This is a genomic window from Roseomonas aerilata DSM 19363 (assembly GCF_000711725.1).
Classification (GTDB): domain Bacteria; phylum Pseudomonadota; class Alphaproteobacteria; order Acetobacterales; family Acetobacteraceae; genus Roseomonas; species Roseomonas aerilata.
This window is the reverse complement of record NZ_JONP01000039.1, coordinates 1-15,654: the sequence shown is the minus strand read 5'-3', so window position 1 is coordinate 15,654 and position 15,654 is coordinate 1. Positions and strand designations below refer to the sequence as shown.

Here is a 15,654-nt window from a genome sequence, read left to right as displayed (position 1 = left end):
GGAAACATCAGGCGGACCACGAGGGGAGGACGGGACCCTCGTGGCTGTATGAAGCTTAAAGGCGCTTTCTTCATCCGACTGCTAAACTGGATTGGCTTTTTGGCGCGATCGTGAGGGGGACGCTGCGGCCAATGGCAAGGCTGCTTAACGCGTCCTTGACCAACTCGGCCAGGGCCTCCTCCGCACCGACGGCCAGACCGGTGCGATAGCCGAGTTCAGCCAAAATCTGCGTCGCGAAGGTACCGACGTCGGTGTTGTCCTCAATCACCAGAACACAGATGCCGAGCCCATTGGCCAGCGGGGCAGGGTCGCTGGCTTCTGCCGGCTGGGGTGGATCAGACCGAAGCTCAGATCGCCCGAGGTCTTGTGTGCTGTGCAGAGGTCTACGGAAGGGAGGCGGTAGTGGGAGTTCGGCCCGTGCCTTCCCTAGTTGTTTTCGATCCGTGCCAAACGCTTCAGGCATTCCTGGCAGGTGACCTCCTCAGCCGGGGGCTCAGCCCAGCAAGACCCGGCACCGGGCTCATCGGCACAGAGGGACATGCGGCAGTGCGGCGTGACAGCGTGGAACACCGTCGCGCGTCCGGGCCTCGGCTTGCCGGCCTTATGCAGGGCCACGAAGGAGCGACCGGCCTGAAGGATGGTGTTCACGCCGCCAGCGTCTTCCGCGCGATCTCGGCCGAGAAGTGCAGCGTGAGGAGGAGCTGGCCTCGCTCGTCGGTCACCTCCATCTGCCAGGGGGTGCCTGTCAGGAGGTCCATTCCGGCCCCCTGAAGCATCTGCCCAGCTGTCTTGATCGCCTGGATGTAGGCCTCGTTGAGGCCCGGAAGATCAGTTCCCGTGAGATCGGGAAGAGAGATGCCGTCATCGACGTCAAAGAAGTAGCGGGGCATGGCTGAGTTCCCGAGCGAAGTTTTCGGTCGGAGAGCTGGTGTCTCTCAGTTGCCCACGCCGAGGGATCGCTGTGAGCAATGGCCTGATCTAAATTCAAAGCCAGCCTCACCGAAGCTAAAGCAGATCAAGTTGAGATGCAGACCCCGCTTCTGTGATCTCGGCCAGCGAGATCGTGTGCCGTCGCCGGTCGCGGCCCACCGGGTGCCTTTAACAAGAGTGACGCGTGCCCTCGCAATCGGAAATAATTTCTGTTTCCAGCGCTTTGCTGCGGCTGTTGCCCGATGGCGCCTCGCGGCGTCCTACTGACGTCGCTTCTTGCTCCGCGAGGGGTGGGCGGCCTCTCTCTTACCAGTGTGGAGCCTCTCTGAGCTTGGATTGCCGCTACAGTCGGGTTTCAAACCCTTCGCAGACCTTTGAGGAACGCTCTTACCATCGATGACCCGTATAGAGGGCCTCGGCAGCCGCTTGGGCAGGCGCCAGGAGCAAGCGCATGAATTTTCCGACCTGGATCGCTGAGATCGAGGCCCTGGTGACCTTCGATGTGGATGCGGAGTTGTGGCGGAAGTATTTCGACGCCGGCTTGACGCCACTTCAGGCCATTGAACAGAATCGGATCGACGAGGAAGTCTAACTTCGCCCTGCGGAGGGGTAGGCAAAACAGTTTAGCAGAGAACCCTGGTCCTGCGCTCCACGCTTGATCGAGACACCCCGCAAGCGGACGGTATCTGCCGATGGGGTGCATGATGACGACAGAGATAATGGATGCCGCTGGCCCGGGTCGGGGTGGTCGGATGTCGCGGCAGCGCAAGCGCGATGCGGTGCTGCGGCTGCTCCGGGGCGAGGACCTGAAGACAGTCTCGCGGGTTTTGTCAGCTCTCGCGCCAGGGGTGCTGTCGCATGCGGGCTGACGCTGCGGGCCTAGCCTGCGACGAGAATGGCGAGCGCGGTTGACACCTGACGGAGATGAAGCAGGCGGCGGCGAACGGCAGGGACGTGCCGCTGCTGCGGGCGGCGCTGCGCAAGCACCTAGCCGGGCACCTGCGCGAGGCCACACGGGCGGCCGGGAACCGCGCGGCGCTGGAGGGCGGTGTGGTTGTGGCGATCAGCCCCTCGCCGGCGCTGGACGGGGTGCTGGCGGGGCTGCGCGGGCTGTCGTTGCTCCGGCAGGTCGCGGCGATCCATGGCATGCGCCCGGGTGCGGCGGTGACACTTGCGCTGCTGCGGCGCCTCGCCTGGACGGCCGCGGGCACCTCGGGGGCAGATCTAATCGGGCAAAGCTTTGCCGACGCCGCCTTGTCCCACATCCCTGGGCTCAAACACATCGCCGCCGCCCTGCCGGGTTCGGGCTTGACGGCACTGCGCCTGGGGCGCCTCGCCGATGTGGCTGCTCGGGCATGCTCGCCCATCGAGTCCTAACATCAGCGTCGGGCCGGTGCCTGAAGGTAGCGGCTTCCTTGTAGCGGCAGTGTCATCGGGACGCATGTCGCATCGATTAGCTGTCTTTTAGTAACGATATCGTATAGAAATGCCTCGGCCACCATCTCGCTGAGGACGTCTTCCCCCATGCCCGACTTATCGGGTCGGCGCATTCTCGTTGTCGAGGATGAGGCTCTGATCGCCATGCTGATCGAGGACAGCCTGCATGAGGCAGGGGCCGAGATCATCGGCCCTGCCCCGAGTGCGGTCGAGGCTCTCGGCCTGATCGGCGCGGCTAGGGTGGGAGGCCTCCTCGACGCCGCCGTCCTTGACGTCAGGCTGCAGGATGGCACCTCCCTCATCGTTGCCGACAAGCTCGCCGCCCTGGGTGTCCCCTTCGTGTTCGTCACCGGGTACGAGAATGTCCGGCTCGGTAGCCATGGCGGTGCCCCTGTCTTGGTGAAGCCCGTCGCGTCCGAGGAGTTGGTGGCTACTCTGGCGGACCTCCTGCGAACCACCTGACAGAGGGACCCCCCGCGGCGTGAGCTGAAGCCGGGTTCATGTCTGACGGAAAGGCTGCGGAGCAGCCTCGTTCAGCGCCCGTCGCAGGGCGAGGTGCAGGGCTGGAAAAGCTTGCGGCTTCTCGAGAATGGCCCCTGCCGGCACTCCCAATTCCAGGAGGGTCAATCGATCCTTCTCACTCATCTGGCCGCTGAACACTACCGCGGGCAGCTCCGGGTGCTTCTCGCGCAGATGGCGCACGAGCCCAACACCATCGAGCCGCGGCATCCGGACATCGGTCAGGACGATGTCGAAGGAGGTGTCCGCCAGGAGCCGGCACGCATCGAGGCCGTCGACCGCGGTGGTGACCTGGTACCCCGCGTCCGTGAGAAGCTCCTCAACGAGCAAGGCGACGAGGAGCTCGTCCTCCACCACGAGGGCATGGATCGCGCCACCAGCCGCCGACGACCCTGGCCTCAAAGCAGGATGCTTCGGAAGCTTGAGGACGGCCGAGGCGGTTGGGGGGCCGCCGTCCGGAGCCGCCACAGAGGCGCCCGAATAGCCTGCCCGCTTCGCCTCGACGACCCTGCTGCGCATCACCTGGGGCACGCCAGCCAGCCGCTCGGGTGGGATGCAGCCAGCGAGCGCGGCCGCCACGATCCGCTCAGCGTCGCGTACAGCCGTCACCACATCCCCCGCAACGGTCGGTTTCGCGAGCAGGTAACCTTGGACCAGTGACACGCCGCACTCGGCGACGGCGCAGAGTTGCTCCACCGTCTCGACACCCTCCGCCACCACCCTGACATCGAGCGCGCAACCGAAGTCGGCGATGAGGCGGACCATGTGGGCCGCCGTAGAGTCCGTGCCGATATCCGCGACCAGGGATCGATCGATCTTCATGCCGGTGAAGGGAAGCTGACGCAGGGTCGAGAGTGAGCCGTGACCGGCGCCGAAATCGTCAAGCGAGATCCGGGCACCGAGGGCACGAATGCCTTCGACCGCCTCCCTGGCGCGGCTGACGTCCCCTCCAAAAGCGGTCTCGGTTATCTCAATGACGAGCCGGGCCGCGGGGAGCCCGCTCGTCGCGAGGGCGTCCTCGACCATGGCGACGACGTCGACCAGCCCGAACGAGAGGGCCGAGACGTTGACGGAGACCAGCCACGGCTCGGGCCAGCCGGCCGCGGCCTTGCAGGCGGCGGCCAGCACCCAGCGGTCCAGGTGAGCGATCAGACCCAGGCGCTCGGTAAGTGTCACGAACTCGCTGGCAGGAATGGCACCGTCCGGGCCAAGGTCCCACCGCACCAGGGCCTCCAGCGACGAGGTGCGCTGCGTGCTGAGAGCGACAACCGGCTGGAAGACGAGGGTGAAGGGCTCAGAGCCACCCGGCACGAGCGCCCGGCGCAGCCGCTCCGCCAAGCTTATCAGGCCGATACCCGAGCCGCTCCCGTGGACGGGCAGCCCCGGTTCGCGGCTCGGCGCTTCGCCGGACCCGGCCGGCAGGCCGCCAGCCTGCCGGGTGGTGCCGCGGCCGGCGCGCTTGGCGTCGTAGAGCGCAACGTCCGCGAGATGAACGAGCTCCTGGGGGCTTCCTGCGTGGTCGGGAAGCACGGCAATACCGATCGAGGTCCGCAGGGGCACGGTCTGGCCGTCGATCATGAAGGTGTCGGCCATGGCGGCGTGGATGCGCTCGGCCAGGGAGAAACGAGCCTCAGCCGATGCCATGCCGGGGCAGATTAGGGCGAACTCGTCGCCACCCAGGCGGAAAGCGCAGTCGCCAGACCGGATCACCGCCTGAAGTCGCCTGCCGACCTCCTGCAGGGCAAGGTCGCCGCCGGGGTGGCCAAAGACATCGTTGATGCCCTTGAACCCATCGAGGTCGAGAAGGAAGAGAGCGACGCTCTCGCTGCCAAACGGCTTGAGCGACGTCTCGAACTCGCGCCTGTTGCCCAGGCTGGTCAAGGGATCAGACCGCGCATCCAACTCCAGGCGCCGCATCATCCCGTGCAGCCGGATCGCGGCCGAGACGCCGGTCGCGAGATCACGCAGCGAGGCGATCTCGTCGTCGTTCAGGAGCCGCGGCGTCTGATCAGCGATGCTGAGCGTGCCGACCGCGTGGCCGTCTTCCCCGATCAGAGAAACCCCAGCGTAGAAGCGGATCCTGCTGGCCCCGAGGACGTTGGGATTGTCGCAGAAACGAGGATCCAGCCGGGCATCCGGAACCCAGAGTACCTCATCCGGCTGTAGGATCACGTGGGCAGAGAAGGAGGCATCACGCGACGTTTCGCTCATCGGCAGCCCGACGGTTGCCTTGAACCATTGGCGATCCGCATCCACGAGCGAGATCGCGGCCAGAGGCACAGCAAAGAGCCGGCTCGCGACGCGCACGAAGCTGTTGAAGACCTCACTCGCGGGCGTGTCGAGCAGGTCGAGCGAGCGAAGAGCGACGAGGCGCTGGGCCTCATCAGACGGCAGCGGAGCGGACGGCACAGCGAACCCCCAAATCAACCTGCCTGTGGCAGGCGTGTGCCCTCGGCGTGAGCGGCAGGCGATCCCTTAGCCTGCCTTGCTCTTGGCCGCTTTGCGCTTCGCCTTCTTGGCGCCCGCGAAGGCCGCCCCCTTGAGCGCGGGGCTCGCCTTGAACCTCACGGTTGCGCCCGCCTTTACCTGAATCTTCTCGCCCGTGCGCGGGTTGAGCGCCGAGCGCTTGGCCGTCTCACGCACGGTGAAGGTGCCGAAGTCCGGAAGGGAGAAGCGGCCGTTCTCCACGATTTCCTCCTTAATAGCGGCAATCAGGTTAGCGGCAAGCTGCCCGGAGGCGACACCCGTCATCTCTGTGGACTTCTGGATGACGTCAGTGAGGAATTTCTTCGACAAAGCCCTGTCCTTCCGTGTGGAGCGTACCTGCATCTGAGGAATGCGCTGATTTTTCCTATATCATTGCTAGTTCAGCTGGTAGGCGGTTCATGCTGGGTGCAGATCCCGCCACCCTACAATCAAGCGTGGCCAAGGATTTAGTTGCCGTTCGGCAACACCTACGCCAAGCTCGCCGTAAGAGAGCCACCACGCTGCGCGGCTCCAACGAAACGCCGATTCAGTACGCTGCTTTTTGAAGCAGATGCCCCATCGGCTTCACCATGGAAACCAGGATGCCTGATCCTTTCGCGTCCACTAAGCCAAGCGAGATCGCCGCCTTCGTAGGCAAGCACTACATCTACACCTACGACAATGGCTGGCAGTACGAGACGTACATCAAGAATGATCGCCATGTGGAATACCGCGTGCACAGCGGCATCGTCGGTGGTCGATGGGTCAAAGATCAGGAGGCGCATATCGTCAGGCTGGCCGACGGTGTCTTCAGAATTTCCTGGATCGAGCCAACCGGAACCGGCGTTAGCCTTGCCGTCAACCTCTCCGACCGACGCCTCCACGGCACCATCTTCTTTCCGCGCTGGGTGATGGAGGCGCCCGAGAAGATCGCTGTTTTCCAGAACTCTCAAATCGAACGGATGCTCGGCTACCGTGATGCGGGGCCGACCTATCCGATCGAAGTGGTCGACTCCTTCGCCGACATCACCTTCGTGGAAGACTGTCACCCCGACGATGACACCGTGATCGCTTGCGCCCCTGAGGCCCTCCCCGAAGGCTATGCGGCAAGGCGGAACTGATGTCCGCCTGATCTGAGCAAAGACTGACGTTCCATGTTGGCTTTAGCGCGTCGACCCGGGCGGCCAACGCTGACTTATTGGCCTCCGCTTCATTACCCCCTTCGCTATGGCGTCTAGGGCGCAATGGATAGCTTACGATAGCGCCTCACCTCGAGGGGTCCCAGACGGACGGATGGTCGGCAGAGGTGTCATGTCCCACCCACCTCCCTACCAAGCTGCGCCAGGGCGTTCCGCAGCGGCAGCTCGGAAAGGCGAAGGAAACCCTCGAATTGACTATCCATCTCAAGGATCAAGAACACGGCCCTGCCGATGGCGAGGGAGATGATCAGGAAGGCCCCGACCACGGTGGCGTTGCGTGGAGCGTTCAGGCCGAAGCTGACGAAGATGGCGACAGTCCACATGACCAGCACGATCAGGATCATCGGCCGGACGTTCGGACCCGCCTGCTCGATCAGGAGCCAGCGCTGGCGCACGAGCGATGAACCCTGCTGCAGCGCCTGCTGCTGCAGCCAGGTTTGCTGAGGACCTGTGGGACGCAGGACCTCGATCGCCTCCTGTGCTCGGGCAAGCAGGTCGTCGGCCGAAGGATCGTTGATCCCGATGAAGGCCTCACCCGGCTCCGGCCAGAGGTCCCGGAGCGTGCGCTCCGTGCTACGGCGCAGCAGATCGCGCGACTTGGCCGCCTCCGGCCCGTAGCTGCGCAGGGTGCGGTCGAGCAGGATGGTGTCGGCGGCGTAGGCGCGCATGGCATGATCAGCGGCGTCCGAGCCCGACTTGGCCGTCGCGATCAGAAGCCCGAAGACGAGCGACGCCAGAACGGACACCATGCCGGTCCCAAGGCGGACGACGTCCAGCGTCTCCTTGGCAAGGTGGTGCGGTGGCAGCACGCGGTGCATCTGCAGGCCGACCCCGCCACCCGCGAAGACGCACGCGACGACGATAAGGCTGGTGACGAGGTCGCTCACGTCTTCTGCCCGAAGTGCTGGTCAGCCCGGAGCGGGGCGTTTCGCCTGCTCCGGGTACCATCCGGTGAATTTGATGGCGCCGACCAGCGCCAGGATTGTTGCGATGATCCCCACGCGGGGATGCACATCGGGCATGTAGATGAGGACGAGGTCGGCGACCACCATGACCAGGAAGGCGGAGGCCCAGACCGCCGTGATCACCATGTTCGTCCGTAAGAACGAGGGGCTGTCCCAGTACGCAGCGGGCACCCTCTCCCGCGCGTATTGCTGGGTGAAGGGACGTCCGATCGCGAGGGTGATGAGCACGATCAACAGCAGCCCGGCATCGACGCGCAACCGGACGGCTATGATCGACCAGTCGGGATGGCCGAGCACGGCGTAGAGCGCCATCCCGCCAAAGAGCAGGGCTGTGCCGACCTCAAGCAGCTTCGGCGTACGGCCCGGGCTGAGCCAGTCGCGCACCAGCAGGGCCAGCGAGGTCAAGGCGCCGGCAACCAGCCCTTCTATCGGCCCGACCAGTCGGTCGATGGCGGCGAAGGCGATGAAGGGTGTGAAGGCGAGCAGGATACTCATCACCGATCTCCTGAGCGCGACCCGTTCTCATGCCTGGTCTGCCCCTGAAAGCGCCGCAAGCGAGCGGTCAGGCAGGTAGTCTTTGACAGCATGCCGGACCGATCTTGACGATGGTAAGATGGGGTAGCTGTATGGCGTCGCGCCCGTCAACCAGTGATTTGAGCCGCGAGCCGCCCATGCCAAGCCGAGAGCCGAAGTCGTCTCGCCCGTACCATCACGGTGACCTCCCTGCCGCGCTCCTGTCAGCCGCCGAGGAGATCCTTGAGCGGGATGGCATCCAAGGCTTGACGCTCCGCGCGACGGCCCGAGCCGTCGGGGTGTCGCACGCGGCCCCCGCGGGCCATTTCGGTGATCTCACGAGTTTGCTCAGCGAGCTTGCGGCGCTTGGATATCGCCGTTTCGGCGTGGCGCTCATGGAGGCCGTGGACGCCGCGGGGGGAAATCCCAGGGTCAGGATGAAAGCCATGGGGCGCGCCTATGTCGGCTTCGCCCGGAAGCACCCAGGCCTGTTCGCTCTGATGTACCGGAGCGAGCGCCTGGACTTCGCCCGCCCCGCGCTGCGCGACGCGATCGCCAACGCTCGCGGCGCCCTGCGCGCAGCAGCTTCCGCGCGCGCTCCTGCCGAGCCGCTCACTCCCTTGCAGATGGCCGCGCAGTCGACCGCGCTGTGGGCCCTTGTTCACGGCTTCGCGGTGCTGCTGATCGACGGCCGGCTGAGTGGCTTGATCGCCTCTCTTCCGGAAGAGGAGAGTGCCGACACCCTCCTGGAAGCCGTCCTGGCCACAGCACGCGTCGGGGAGTGAGGCTGCCGGTCCTCTCATCCCAGGAGATGCGCGTCGAAGAACCGGGCGATCTCGCCGAACGCCTCCTCGGTCTCCGGCACGAAGGGGTCGAGAAACTGAGCGTGGCTCTGCCCCTCAAACACCTGCAGAGCCGCCTCGACGCCCGCCTGACGCAGCTTACGGTGGGTCCGCACCGTCTGGCTGAGGAACAGGTCGCGCGTTCCCGAGGTCAGGATTGCCGGCGGAAAACCCGCAAGATCGCCGAAGATCGGCGAGATGAGCGGGTCACGCAGATCATGACCGTTCGCGTAGAGGCTCGCCGCAGCGCCCCCCCAACCCTCCATCGAGACCAGCACATTGTCCACGAAGGCATTAGCCGAGATGGAGTCGCCCTCCCCCGTCAGGTCCGACCAGGGCGTACCAGGCGCGATAGCGCCGGGAAGCGGGAGGCCCTCCGCGCGCGCTCGCAGGACGGCTGCCAGCGTCAGCCCACCACCGGCAGAACTGCCGAAGATCGCCATGCGCCGTGGATCGTGTTCCGCCACCAGGGCACGCCAGACGGCCATCGTGTCATCGAGCGCTGCGGGAAACGGGTGGTCGGGTGCCATGCGGTAGTCGACGGAGACAACCCTGAAGCGCCCGTAGCCGGCCATCAGCAGCGCCTCGCCCGCGCCGGCCTCACCTGGGTACAGGACGTAGCCGCCGCCATGGACGTGCATGAGAAGTCTGTTGCGATGGCGCTCGGGCAGGTTGTTGGGCGTGATGATGAACACCCGGACGCCGGCGATCTGCGCTGCCTCCAGACGAACGCCAAGTTGCTGTTCGATGAGGCCGAGATGCGGGGCGACCTCGGCCGCGCTATGCGCCGCCAGCGCTCGCCATTCCTCCGCGGCCTAGGGCACGGTGTCCCACCCGACCGGGTAAGGTGCGGCGATGCGGCGTTGCAGCGCAGGGCTGACCGAGCCAGGGACAGGCAGCAGCCGGGCCGGGATGGAGCGCGGCCGGGGCGTAGAGGGCAGCGACTGGGCGTGTCCGGGCCTTGAGAATAGACCGGCCATCAGGGGGGAAGCCAAGGCCATGCGCCGGGACAGCCGGGGAGTGGGCTGCTGCACCGGCGGGCTACTGCGCGCTTCCTCATCCGAGGTGAGCAAGGAAATGTTCGCCTTTCCTCTGTAGAGCAGCCTTCTCTTCATGACTCAAACTACCGGAAGCCGCGAGCAAAACTGGGGCTGGCGTGACGCACGCTGCCGGATTGCTTCACGGTCCGGCTTCCCCTGTTCAGTCCTGGGAACACGGTCCACCACCATGATGGTGACTGACGCGGCGAGCGCGGCGCCGAAGCGCGAGGTGATGACCGCCCGGCATTCAGTAACGTCCGGCACCATGCCGACCCAGGCTTCGATGGCTGCAAGCCAGCGCGTCGCCTCCGCATACCCGCTCTCTTCCGCCACAACCACGGCGTAGCGAACGGAAGAAATGCCGCACAACGCATCTTCCAGGAGCACCGGGCTCGCACCGGTTCCATCAACCAAGTCCAGATCGGCGATGCGTCCAAGGACATGCAGATAACCCTGGACATCGGCGAAGCCGAAATCGCCGGAGCGGAACCATCCGTCGTGAAAGTCGGCATCATGTTCAGGAAGGTTCCTGTACCCGCCTGCCAGGGAGGGTGACCGCACCTCGATCCGGCCCGGTTCCCAAGGATCGGCGAGACGTCCATCAGCACGACGGAAGCGGACATCGACGCCTGGTAGGATTTTACCGGCAGTGCTGAGCAAGGCTGGATGGCCGAGGTTGTACTCGGCGGGTGAGAGGAGGCTGACGAGGCCCATCTCGCTCGCTCCATAAACATGAGCCAGCACGGGGCCGAAGCGCTCAAGTGCCCTACGGCGTAGGCTGGGCGGTGCGGACGCGCCGACATGCGTGAGCACGCGCAGCGAGGACAGATCGCGACGACTGACGTCGGGGTGGTCCATAAGCTCGAGGAGCTGCGGCTCGACCAAGAAGAGGTGGGTGGCGCGCTCCGCCTCGATGGCGGCCAAGGTGCTGGCAGCCTCGAAGCGGTCCTGGAGGATCACAGCGCCGCCGCCGAGCAGCGTCATGTCAACCAGCACCTGCGACAGGTAGGCCAGAGGTCCATTCACGAGCTGCCGCCGGTCCTTCGGGCTGGGAGCGCGGACCGTGGCCGTGTAAGCAGCGAAACTCCGGCAGCTGCCCTTGGGCACGCCGGTCGTTCCTCCGGACGAGACGATGACGGCGAGATCGCTTGGGCGAGCCGCGCTCTTCATCGGCTCGCTCGAAGCTCCGGCCGCGAGATGGTCGATGCGAGTGTAACAGCGGTCTTCCGCCATGCCGACGGTACCGATGCGGGTCCGGGTGCTCGGCGGGCAAAGATGAGCCGTCTCTGCAAAGAGAACCAGCAATTGCGGGTCCATCCGCTCGATCAGTTCGGCCCGCCGCTCCGAGGCTTCCGGGGCGGACAGATAGACAGCGGCAGCACCAAGTAGATGCGCGGCGTATCGCACCGCGAGCGCCGAGGGCGCGTTGGGGGCGAACAGTGCGACGAGGTGACCGGGGCCGATGCCCAAGCTCGCCAGCGCCCGCGCATAGCGGAAGATGGAGGCTGCGAACGCCGCCGCAGAGTAATCCTCGCCATGGTACCGCAGCACGGGCGCCTCTCCGGCCTCAGCCAGGCGCGCGAGCAGCAAATCGATGTACGGTGCTCCATCGGTGGCGGTCTTGAGCTCCGTGCCTGCGCTATCGGTGCCGCCGTGCGTTCGATCGTAGGATTCAGGGAACATGATTAAGGATCCGGTGTCCAATCGGGGCGTGAGAAGCCCGCCGAGCTGACAGGTGTGTGCCCACAGCAGTTCCAGGGGTTCTGTCAGCTCTCGCGCCAGAGATGCCGTCGCGTGCCGGCTGATGCTGTCGGCCTACGCTGCTTCCAGGATGGCGAGCACGGTTGCTGCACGACGGAGATGAAGCATGCGACGGCGGCTGGCAGGGACATGCTGGTTGTGGCGGACGCGAGGACGGAGGTGATTGCGGAGTTCATCGTGGCTGCGACAGAAGCGCTCGGCTGAGGTGAAGCTCTTGAACCCGCGCATACATCGGATCCGGCCTTTGATGCCCCGATGATCTTGCTCAAGTCTGTTGTTTTTGTATTCGCTGTTGCGATGGACGACCCGGCTGCCCAGCGTTGAGCGGATCGCGCGTGGGTACGAGCTGTGCCCGTCCGTGGTGACCTGCTCGGGGACGATGCCTGTCGCCGACTTGGCGGATCGGAAGAACGCCTTCGCGGCCGCCATGTCCCGGTGCTCGCTCAGCATCGTGTCGACGAGGTCACCGTTCCTGTCGATCGCCCGATACAAATAGCACCAGCGTCCACGGACCTTCATATAGGTTTCGTCAACGTGCCAGGAGCGATGCCCGCGGCCGCCCTTCCCGCGCCGAAGCCGGCGCAGTTCACCCGCCAGAACCGGCGCGAGCTTGGCCTCCCACGCCCGCACCGCCTCATGGCTGAAAACGATGCCACGGATGAGGAACATCTCCGCCAGATCCCGAAGGGTGAGGCGGTAGCGCAGGCGCCACAGCACCACCAGGGCGATCACGTCGCTCGGGTACTGAGCCCGGTTCAGGACCCCCGAGCTGCGCTCGTTGAACCCTCGGCCGCAGGCGCGGCACCGGAAGCGCGGGCAACCCTGGGCCGTACGGTCCCGCCGCTCAGTCACCTCAGCCGAACCGCAGTCCACGCACTCCATCACAGGCCCCCAGCCGCCCATCAATCCGTCAGGAGCCTATCCAAATCTGCCCCCGCTCACCAATCCGGGAACCCCTGGCGCGAACTCTGACAAATCCGTTTGGGGTGCTGCTGCCCGGCGCCGGCATGGAGATCGGCCTGCAGGCGGCTGAGCACCTGCGGATGCGGGTTGCCGGCATGCCAGCCCGGCACGGCAATGCTGTCCTGCCGCTCACTGCCTCCTTCGGCTTGGCCGTGCTCGGACCAGAGGCGTCGAACCTGGAGAAGCTGTTGGCCGAGGCCGACGCGGCGCTCTACCGGGCCAAGCGGGAAGGGCGCAACCGCGTGTGCGCGGCCGGGGCGGCAATTCCGGGAGTGCTGTTGCGCGCTGCCTCCTGATTGGAGGGGCGCCTCGTACACTTCGCGAAGGGTTGCTCCAGATCACCTGTCGGCGATCAGCGGCCTGCCTTTATTGTTCCGCAATGAGCTTAATGCAAGATCACCGTCACTCCTCGCTGCTTTCATCTTGCTTGGAGAACAAAGAGGCCGTGCCGACCCCAACGATGATTGCGGTGAAGGGTGCTTCCTCGAAGCTAAGGTGAAGAGATGTCTGCACTGAGCGAAGAGGCGCGTCTGGACGCGTTGTACCAGCTGAATCTGCTTGATACCGATCCAAGCGAGTCCTTTGACCGCATCACTCGTATGGCAGCACAGCTCTTTGGCCTGCCAGTCGCTGCCGTCTCCCTCACTGACCGTGACAGGCAGTGGTTCAAGTCACGTGTCGGAGTGAGTCATACCTCCATCCCGCGTGACAGGGCGCCCTGCGCCCAGGTAGCGGAAACGTTGACCGTCGTCGTGATCCCCGACCTGCTGGCGGATCCATGCTACCGCGACAGTCACCTCGCCCAGACCGGTGTTCGCTTCTATGCCGGAGCACCGCTCGTCACGAACGATGGCTTTGGGCTCGGCGCCATGTGCGTGCTCGGTCTCGAACCGCGGCAAGCGTCCGCATCAGAGCTGGCGGCGCTGACGGATCTTGGGGCCATGGTTATGGCCCAGATCGAACTTCAGCACGCCCTTGGCCGGGTTGACCCGCTGAGCCGATTACCGAACCGCACTCAGTTTGTGGAAGACCTCGAAGATCTGGCACGCGACCAACCTGAGGGCGACCCGCGCCTCGCGGTGCTGGTTGATCTCGCCAATCCGGAACAGCTCAGCAATTCAACGCGGGTGATGGGGTCATCCTACCTCGACGACATGGTGAGGGACATGTCACGGTCGATCAGAATGGCCATAGGCCCAAGTCGGAAGCTGTACCACGTTGAGGCGACCCAGTTCATCTTTCTGGCTCCGAAGCACGCCGAGGTGAGAGACTACACCGCCCGGCTCGCCAAGCGCCTCAGCGAGATGCAACAGTCATCCAGCTCTCGCTTTGTGACGACTACTGTTGCGGGCGTGGCGCCTTTCAGGCTGGGCGAGACCAAACCGCTCGATGTGCTTCGGACGGCGCATGGTGCGGCACAGGACGCCCGGCGCTCGGAAACCAAGGTGGGTATTTACTCGGCGAGCCAGGATACCGCTCACCACCGTCGCTTCACCCTTCTCAACGACTTCGGGTTAACTCTCGAAGCTGCAGGGCAGCTGAGGCTGGTTTACCAGCCAAGGATCGATCTCGTTTCCCGCACCTGCGTAGGTGCGGAAGCTCTACTGCGCTGGCGCCATCCGAGCCTTGGTGAGATTTCTCCTGGCGAGTTCATGCCAATCGTCGAGCAGACATCTATGGTGAGGGCGGCAACGGCCTGGGTGCTCGATGCTGCCTTGGAGCAGCTTCTGGCGTGGCACGAGGCTGGCCTGGACCTCCAGCTTTCGGTCAACGTTGCCGCATCAAACCTGCTGGAGCGTGACTTCGCGCATCGCGTCCTGCACGGCTTGGCCAAGCGCTCGCTTGCGGCCAGCAGCCTTGAACTAGAGATCACTGAAACAGGTGTCATGGAGGACGCAGGACAGGCGCTCGCCCTTCTCGAGGAGCTCGCAGACGCCGGCGTTCGACTGGCCATCGATGACTTCGGGACGGGTTACAGCAGCCTTTCGTACCTGCAGCGCATCCCCACTCACGTGGTCAAGATCGACCAGTCCTTCGTGCGCGACTTGGCGACGGACGAGCGGCAGCGTTCACTCACCTCCGCCATGATATCGCTCTCCCACAACCTGGGTTATCGGGTTGTGGCCGAGGGTGTCGAGAACACCGAGGTGCTGAGCTGGATTGAAGACGCCGGCTGTGATGAAGCGCAAGGATACTTCTTCGCGCGCCCCATGGCGCCCAGCGACTTCGCCGCTTGGTGCGTGAGCAGCCCGTATGGTCCGCGGACCAGCGGCACAGACCTGGCGCGGAGATTTGCTCCGTCCGTCCCTCACGCACGCTGAAGCAGTTCACTGGTCTGCTCTCTGGACACTGCTGCTTCTGCGACGGCCTTGGAAGCGGCGCTTAGTCGTGTGGCGCATATCAGCCAGCAGAACGCAACTTCAATCACGTAATCGATATGAAAGCTTCGTCTGCCAGTGTGCCGTCGTGCATAAAGGCGACACCATGTCTGGCGACGAAGAAGCTTTTCGGGCGAGCATCGGTCAGGCCCTGCGTAAGGCATCGCCGAGCATGTTTGCTCCTGACCGGGAAACATTGCTGCGTGTCGCCATTTTCCTTCGCGAGAAGGCTGTCAAGAAGGCGGCTTCTCGCAGGATGCTTGAGCCTGCTCGAGAGCAGGCCAGGGTAGCGTCCGTCAATGTGGTGGAAATTGCGTCTGGGCTTGAGGTGGCCACGGCTCAGGCGGCCTTGGGTGGAAGTTGCAGGGTTTCGTTGGTGAGCGCTGGGTTGAGCATCTCGCCCATGGCTTCGACGCCCATGTAGCGGTGCTGCAGTTGCCACTCGTCGTTGGCCTCGAGCAGCACAGCGCCGATGAGGCGGATGATGGACGCCTCAGAGGGAAAGATGCCGACCACGTCGGCGCGGCGTTTCACCTCCTTGTTGAGGCGCTCCAGCGGGTTCGTCGAGTGCAGTTTAGTCCGGTGCGGCGCCGGGAACGCCATATAGGCGAGCACGTCATGCTCGCTGTCGTCCATGAGCT

General features: G+C 64.8%; 17 protein-coding genes. 7 read left to right on the top strand and 10 right to left on the bottom strand.

The genetic code is table 11. From position 1 onward, the window contains the following. Positions 1-70: 70 nt before the first annotated feature. Complete coding sequence (locus BO39_RS24740) at positions 71-268, bottom strand: hypothetical protein (RefSeq protein WP_043838688.1); 198 nt, start codon at positions 266-268, stop codon at positions 71-73. Between the two features lie 376 nt (positions 269-644). After that, complete coding sequence (locus BO39_RS24735) at positions 645-890, bottom strand: DUF6894 family protein (RefSeq protein ID WP_043838686.1); 246 nt, start codon at positions 888-890, stop codon at positions 645-647. A gap of 491 nt (positions 891-1,381) precedes the next feature. Between BO39_RS24735 and BO39_RS32990 the strand changes: the two genes are divergently transcribed. From BO39_RS32990 to BO39_RS24725, 3 genes are all read left to right on the top strand, one after another. Further along, positions 1,382-1,522, top strand: coding sequence for a hypothetical protein (locus BO39_RS32990; protein WP_156963899.1), 141 nt, complete (start codon positions 1,382-1,384; stop codon positions 1,520-1,522). A 332-nt stretch (positions 1,523-1,854) separates the two neighbouring features. Further along, positions 1,855-2,307 carry a DUF697 domain-containing protein gene (locus BO39_RS24730; RefSeq protein ID WP_043838683.1) on the top strand — a complete coding sequence of 151 codons (453 nt, stop codon included), beginning with the start codon at positions 1,855-1,857 and terminating at the stop codon, positions 2,305-2,307. A gap of 147 nt (positions 2,308-2,454) precedes the next feature. After that, the gene (locus tag BO39_RS24725) at positions 2,455-2,829 is read left to right on the top strand and encodes a response regulator (protein WP_043838681.1); all 375 of its coding nucleotides are present in this window, start codon (positions 2,455-2,457) and stop codon (positions 2,827-2,829) included. Positions 2,830-2,865: 36 nt separating this feature from the next. Here the strand turns inward: BO39_RS24725 and BO39_RS30400 are convergent, their stop codons facing one another. Together BO39_RS30400 and BO39_RS24715 are read right to left on the bottom strand one after the other, a co-directional pair. Continuing rightward, a complete protein-coding gene (locus tag BO39_RS30400) occupies positions 2,866-5,295 on the bottom strand; it encodes an EAL domain-containing protein (RefSeq protein ID WP_052402584.1) in 2,430 nt (809 codons plus the stop codon). A gap of 66 nt (positions 5,296-5,361) precedes the next feature. Then, positions 5,362-5,715 (bottom strand): HU family DNA-binding protein, encoded by a 354-nt coding sequence (locus BO39_RS24715; protein ID WP_245615381.1) that lies wholly within the window; start codon positions 5,713-5,715, stop codon positions 5,362-5,364. A 239-nt stretch (positions 5,716-5,954) separates the two neighbouring features. Here BO39_RS24715 and BO39_RS24710 point away from each other — a divergent pair, with 239 nt between their 5' ends. Continuing rightward, a complete protein-coding gene (locus BO39_RS24710; protein WP_043838677.1) occupies positions 5,955-6,473 on the top strand; it encodes a phenolic acid decarboxylase in 519 nt (172 codons plus the stop codon). Between the two features lie 188 nt (positions 6,474-6,661). On the opposite strand, the gene BO39_RS24705 is transcribed toward BO39_RS24710, so the two are convergent. Next, positions 6,662-7,438 (bottom strand): bestrophin-like domain, encoded by a 777-nt coding sequence (locus BO39_RS24705; RefSeq protein WP_043838675.1) that lies wholly within the window; start codon positions 7,436-7,438, stop codon positions 6,662-6,664. Positions 7,439-7,459: 21 nt separating this feature from the next. Continuing rightward, entirely contained in the window at positions 7,460-8,011 is a 552-nt protein-coding gene (locus BO39_RS24700; protein ID WP_043838673.1) for a DUF3159 domain-containing protein, read from the bottom strand. Positions 8,012-8,295: 284 nt separating this feature from the next. Here BO39_RS24700 and BO39_RS24695 point away from each other — a divergent pair, with 284 nt between their 5' ends. Beyond that, positions 8,296-8,814 carry a TetR-like C-terminal domain-containing protein gene (locus BO39_RS24695; RefSeq protein ID WP_245615379.1) on the top strand — a complete coding sequence of 173 codons (519 nt, stop codon included), beginning with the start codon at positions 8,296-8,298 and terminating at the stop codon, positions 8,812-8,814. 14 nt (positions 8,815-8,828) lie between these two features. Here BO39_RS24695 and BO39_RS34045 read toward each other — a convergent pair whose 3' ends face one another. The 3 genes from BO39_RS34045 to BO39_RS24680 all read right to left on the bottom strand — a co-directional run bounded on the left by BO39_RS34045 (position 8,829) and on the right by BO39_RS24680 (position 12,554). Beyond that, positions 8,829-9,566, bottom strand: a complete 738-nt coding sequence (locus BO39_RS34045; protein ID WP_052402582.1) for an alpha/beta hydrolase — start codon at positions 9,564-9,566, stop codon at positions 8,829-8,831. Positions 9,567-9,989: 423 nt separating this feature from the next. After that, on the bottom strand, positions 9,990-11,594 hold the full coding sequence (locus BO39_RS24685) for a class I adenylate-forming enzyme family protein (protein ID WP_084698465.1): 1,605 nt from the start codon (positions 11,592-11,594) through the stop codon (positions 9,990-9,992). Positions 11,595-11,726: 132 nt separating this feature from the next. Continuing rightward, a complete protein-coding gene (locus BO39_RS24680; RefSeq protein WP_043838671.1) occupies positions 11,727-12,554 on the bottom strand; it encodes an IS6 family transposase in 828 nt (275 codons plus the stop codon). A 23-nt stretch (positions 12,555-12,577) separates the two neighbouring features. Here BO39_RS24680 and BO39_RS24675 point away from each other — a divergent pair, with 23 nt between their 5' ends. Both BO39_RS24675 and BO39_RS24670 read left to right on the top strand, forming a co-directional pair. After that, on the top strand, positions 12,578-12,931 hold the full coding sequence (locus BO39_RS24675) for a diguanylate cyclase (RefSeq protein ID WP_084698464.1): 354 nt from the start codon (positions 12,578-12,580) through the stop codon (positions 12,929-12,931). Between the two features lie 207 nt (positions 12,932-13,138). Then, positions 13,139-14,956 (top strand): sensor domain-containing phosphodiesterase, encoded by a 1,818-nt coding sequence (locus BO39_RS24670; RefSeq protein ID WP_084698463.1) that lies wholly within the window; start codon positions 13,139-13,141, stop codon positions 14,954-14,956. A gap of 396 nt (positions 14,957-15,352) precedes the next feature. Here BO39_RS24670 and BO39_RS24665 read toward each other — a convergent pair. Then, a partial coding sequence (locus BO39_RS24665; protein ID WP_043838667.1) for an IS256 family transposase occupies positions 15,353-15,654 on the bottom strand: 302 nt, incomplete at its 5' end.

Excerpts from the sequence above, each read along its gene's own strand:
- BO39_RS24685 (WP_084698465.1), bottom strand. The coding sequence starts at position 11,594 with ATGTTCCCTGAATCCTACGATCGAACGCACGGCGGCACCGATAGCGCA.
- BO39_RS24715 (WP_245615381.1), bottom strand. The coding sequence starts at position 5,715 with ATGCAGGTACGCTCCACACGGAAGGACAGGGCTTTGTCGAAGAAATTC.
- BO39_RS24730 (WP_043838683.1), top strand. The coding sequence starts at position 1,855 with ATGAAGCAGGCGGCGGCGAACGGCAGGGACGTGCCGCTGCTGCGGGCG.
- BO39_RS24710 (WP_043838677.1), top strand. The coding sequence starts at position 5,955 with ATGCCTGATCCTTTCGCGTCCACTAAGCCAAGCGAGATCGCCGCCTTC.
- BO39_RS24670 (WP_084698463.1), top strand. The coding sequence starts at position 13,139 with ATGTCTGCACTGAGCGAAGAGGCGCGTCTGGACGCGTTGTACCAGCTG.
- BO39_RS24680 (WP_043838671.1), bottom strand. The coding sequence starts at position 12,554 with ATGGAGTGCGTGGACTGCGGTTCGGCTGAGGTGACTGAGCGGCGGGAC.
- BO39_RS32990 (WP_156963899.1), top strand. The coding sequence starts at position 1,382 with ATGAATTTTCCGACCTGGATCGCTGAGATCGAGGCCCTGGTGACCTTC.
- BO39_RS24725 (WP_043838681.1), top strand. The coding sequence starts at position 2,455 with ATGCCCGACTTATCGGGTCGGCGCATTCTCGTTGTCGAGGATGAGGCT.
- BO39_RS24735 (WP_043838686.1), bottom strand. The coding sequence starts at position 890 with ATGCCCCGCTACTTCTTTGACGTCGATGACGGCATCTCTCTTCCCGAT.
- BO39_RS24700 (WP_043838673.1), bottom strand. The coding sequence starts at position 8,011 with ATGAGTATCCTGCTCGCCTTCACACCCTTCATCGCCTTCGCCGCCATC.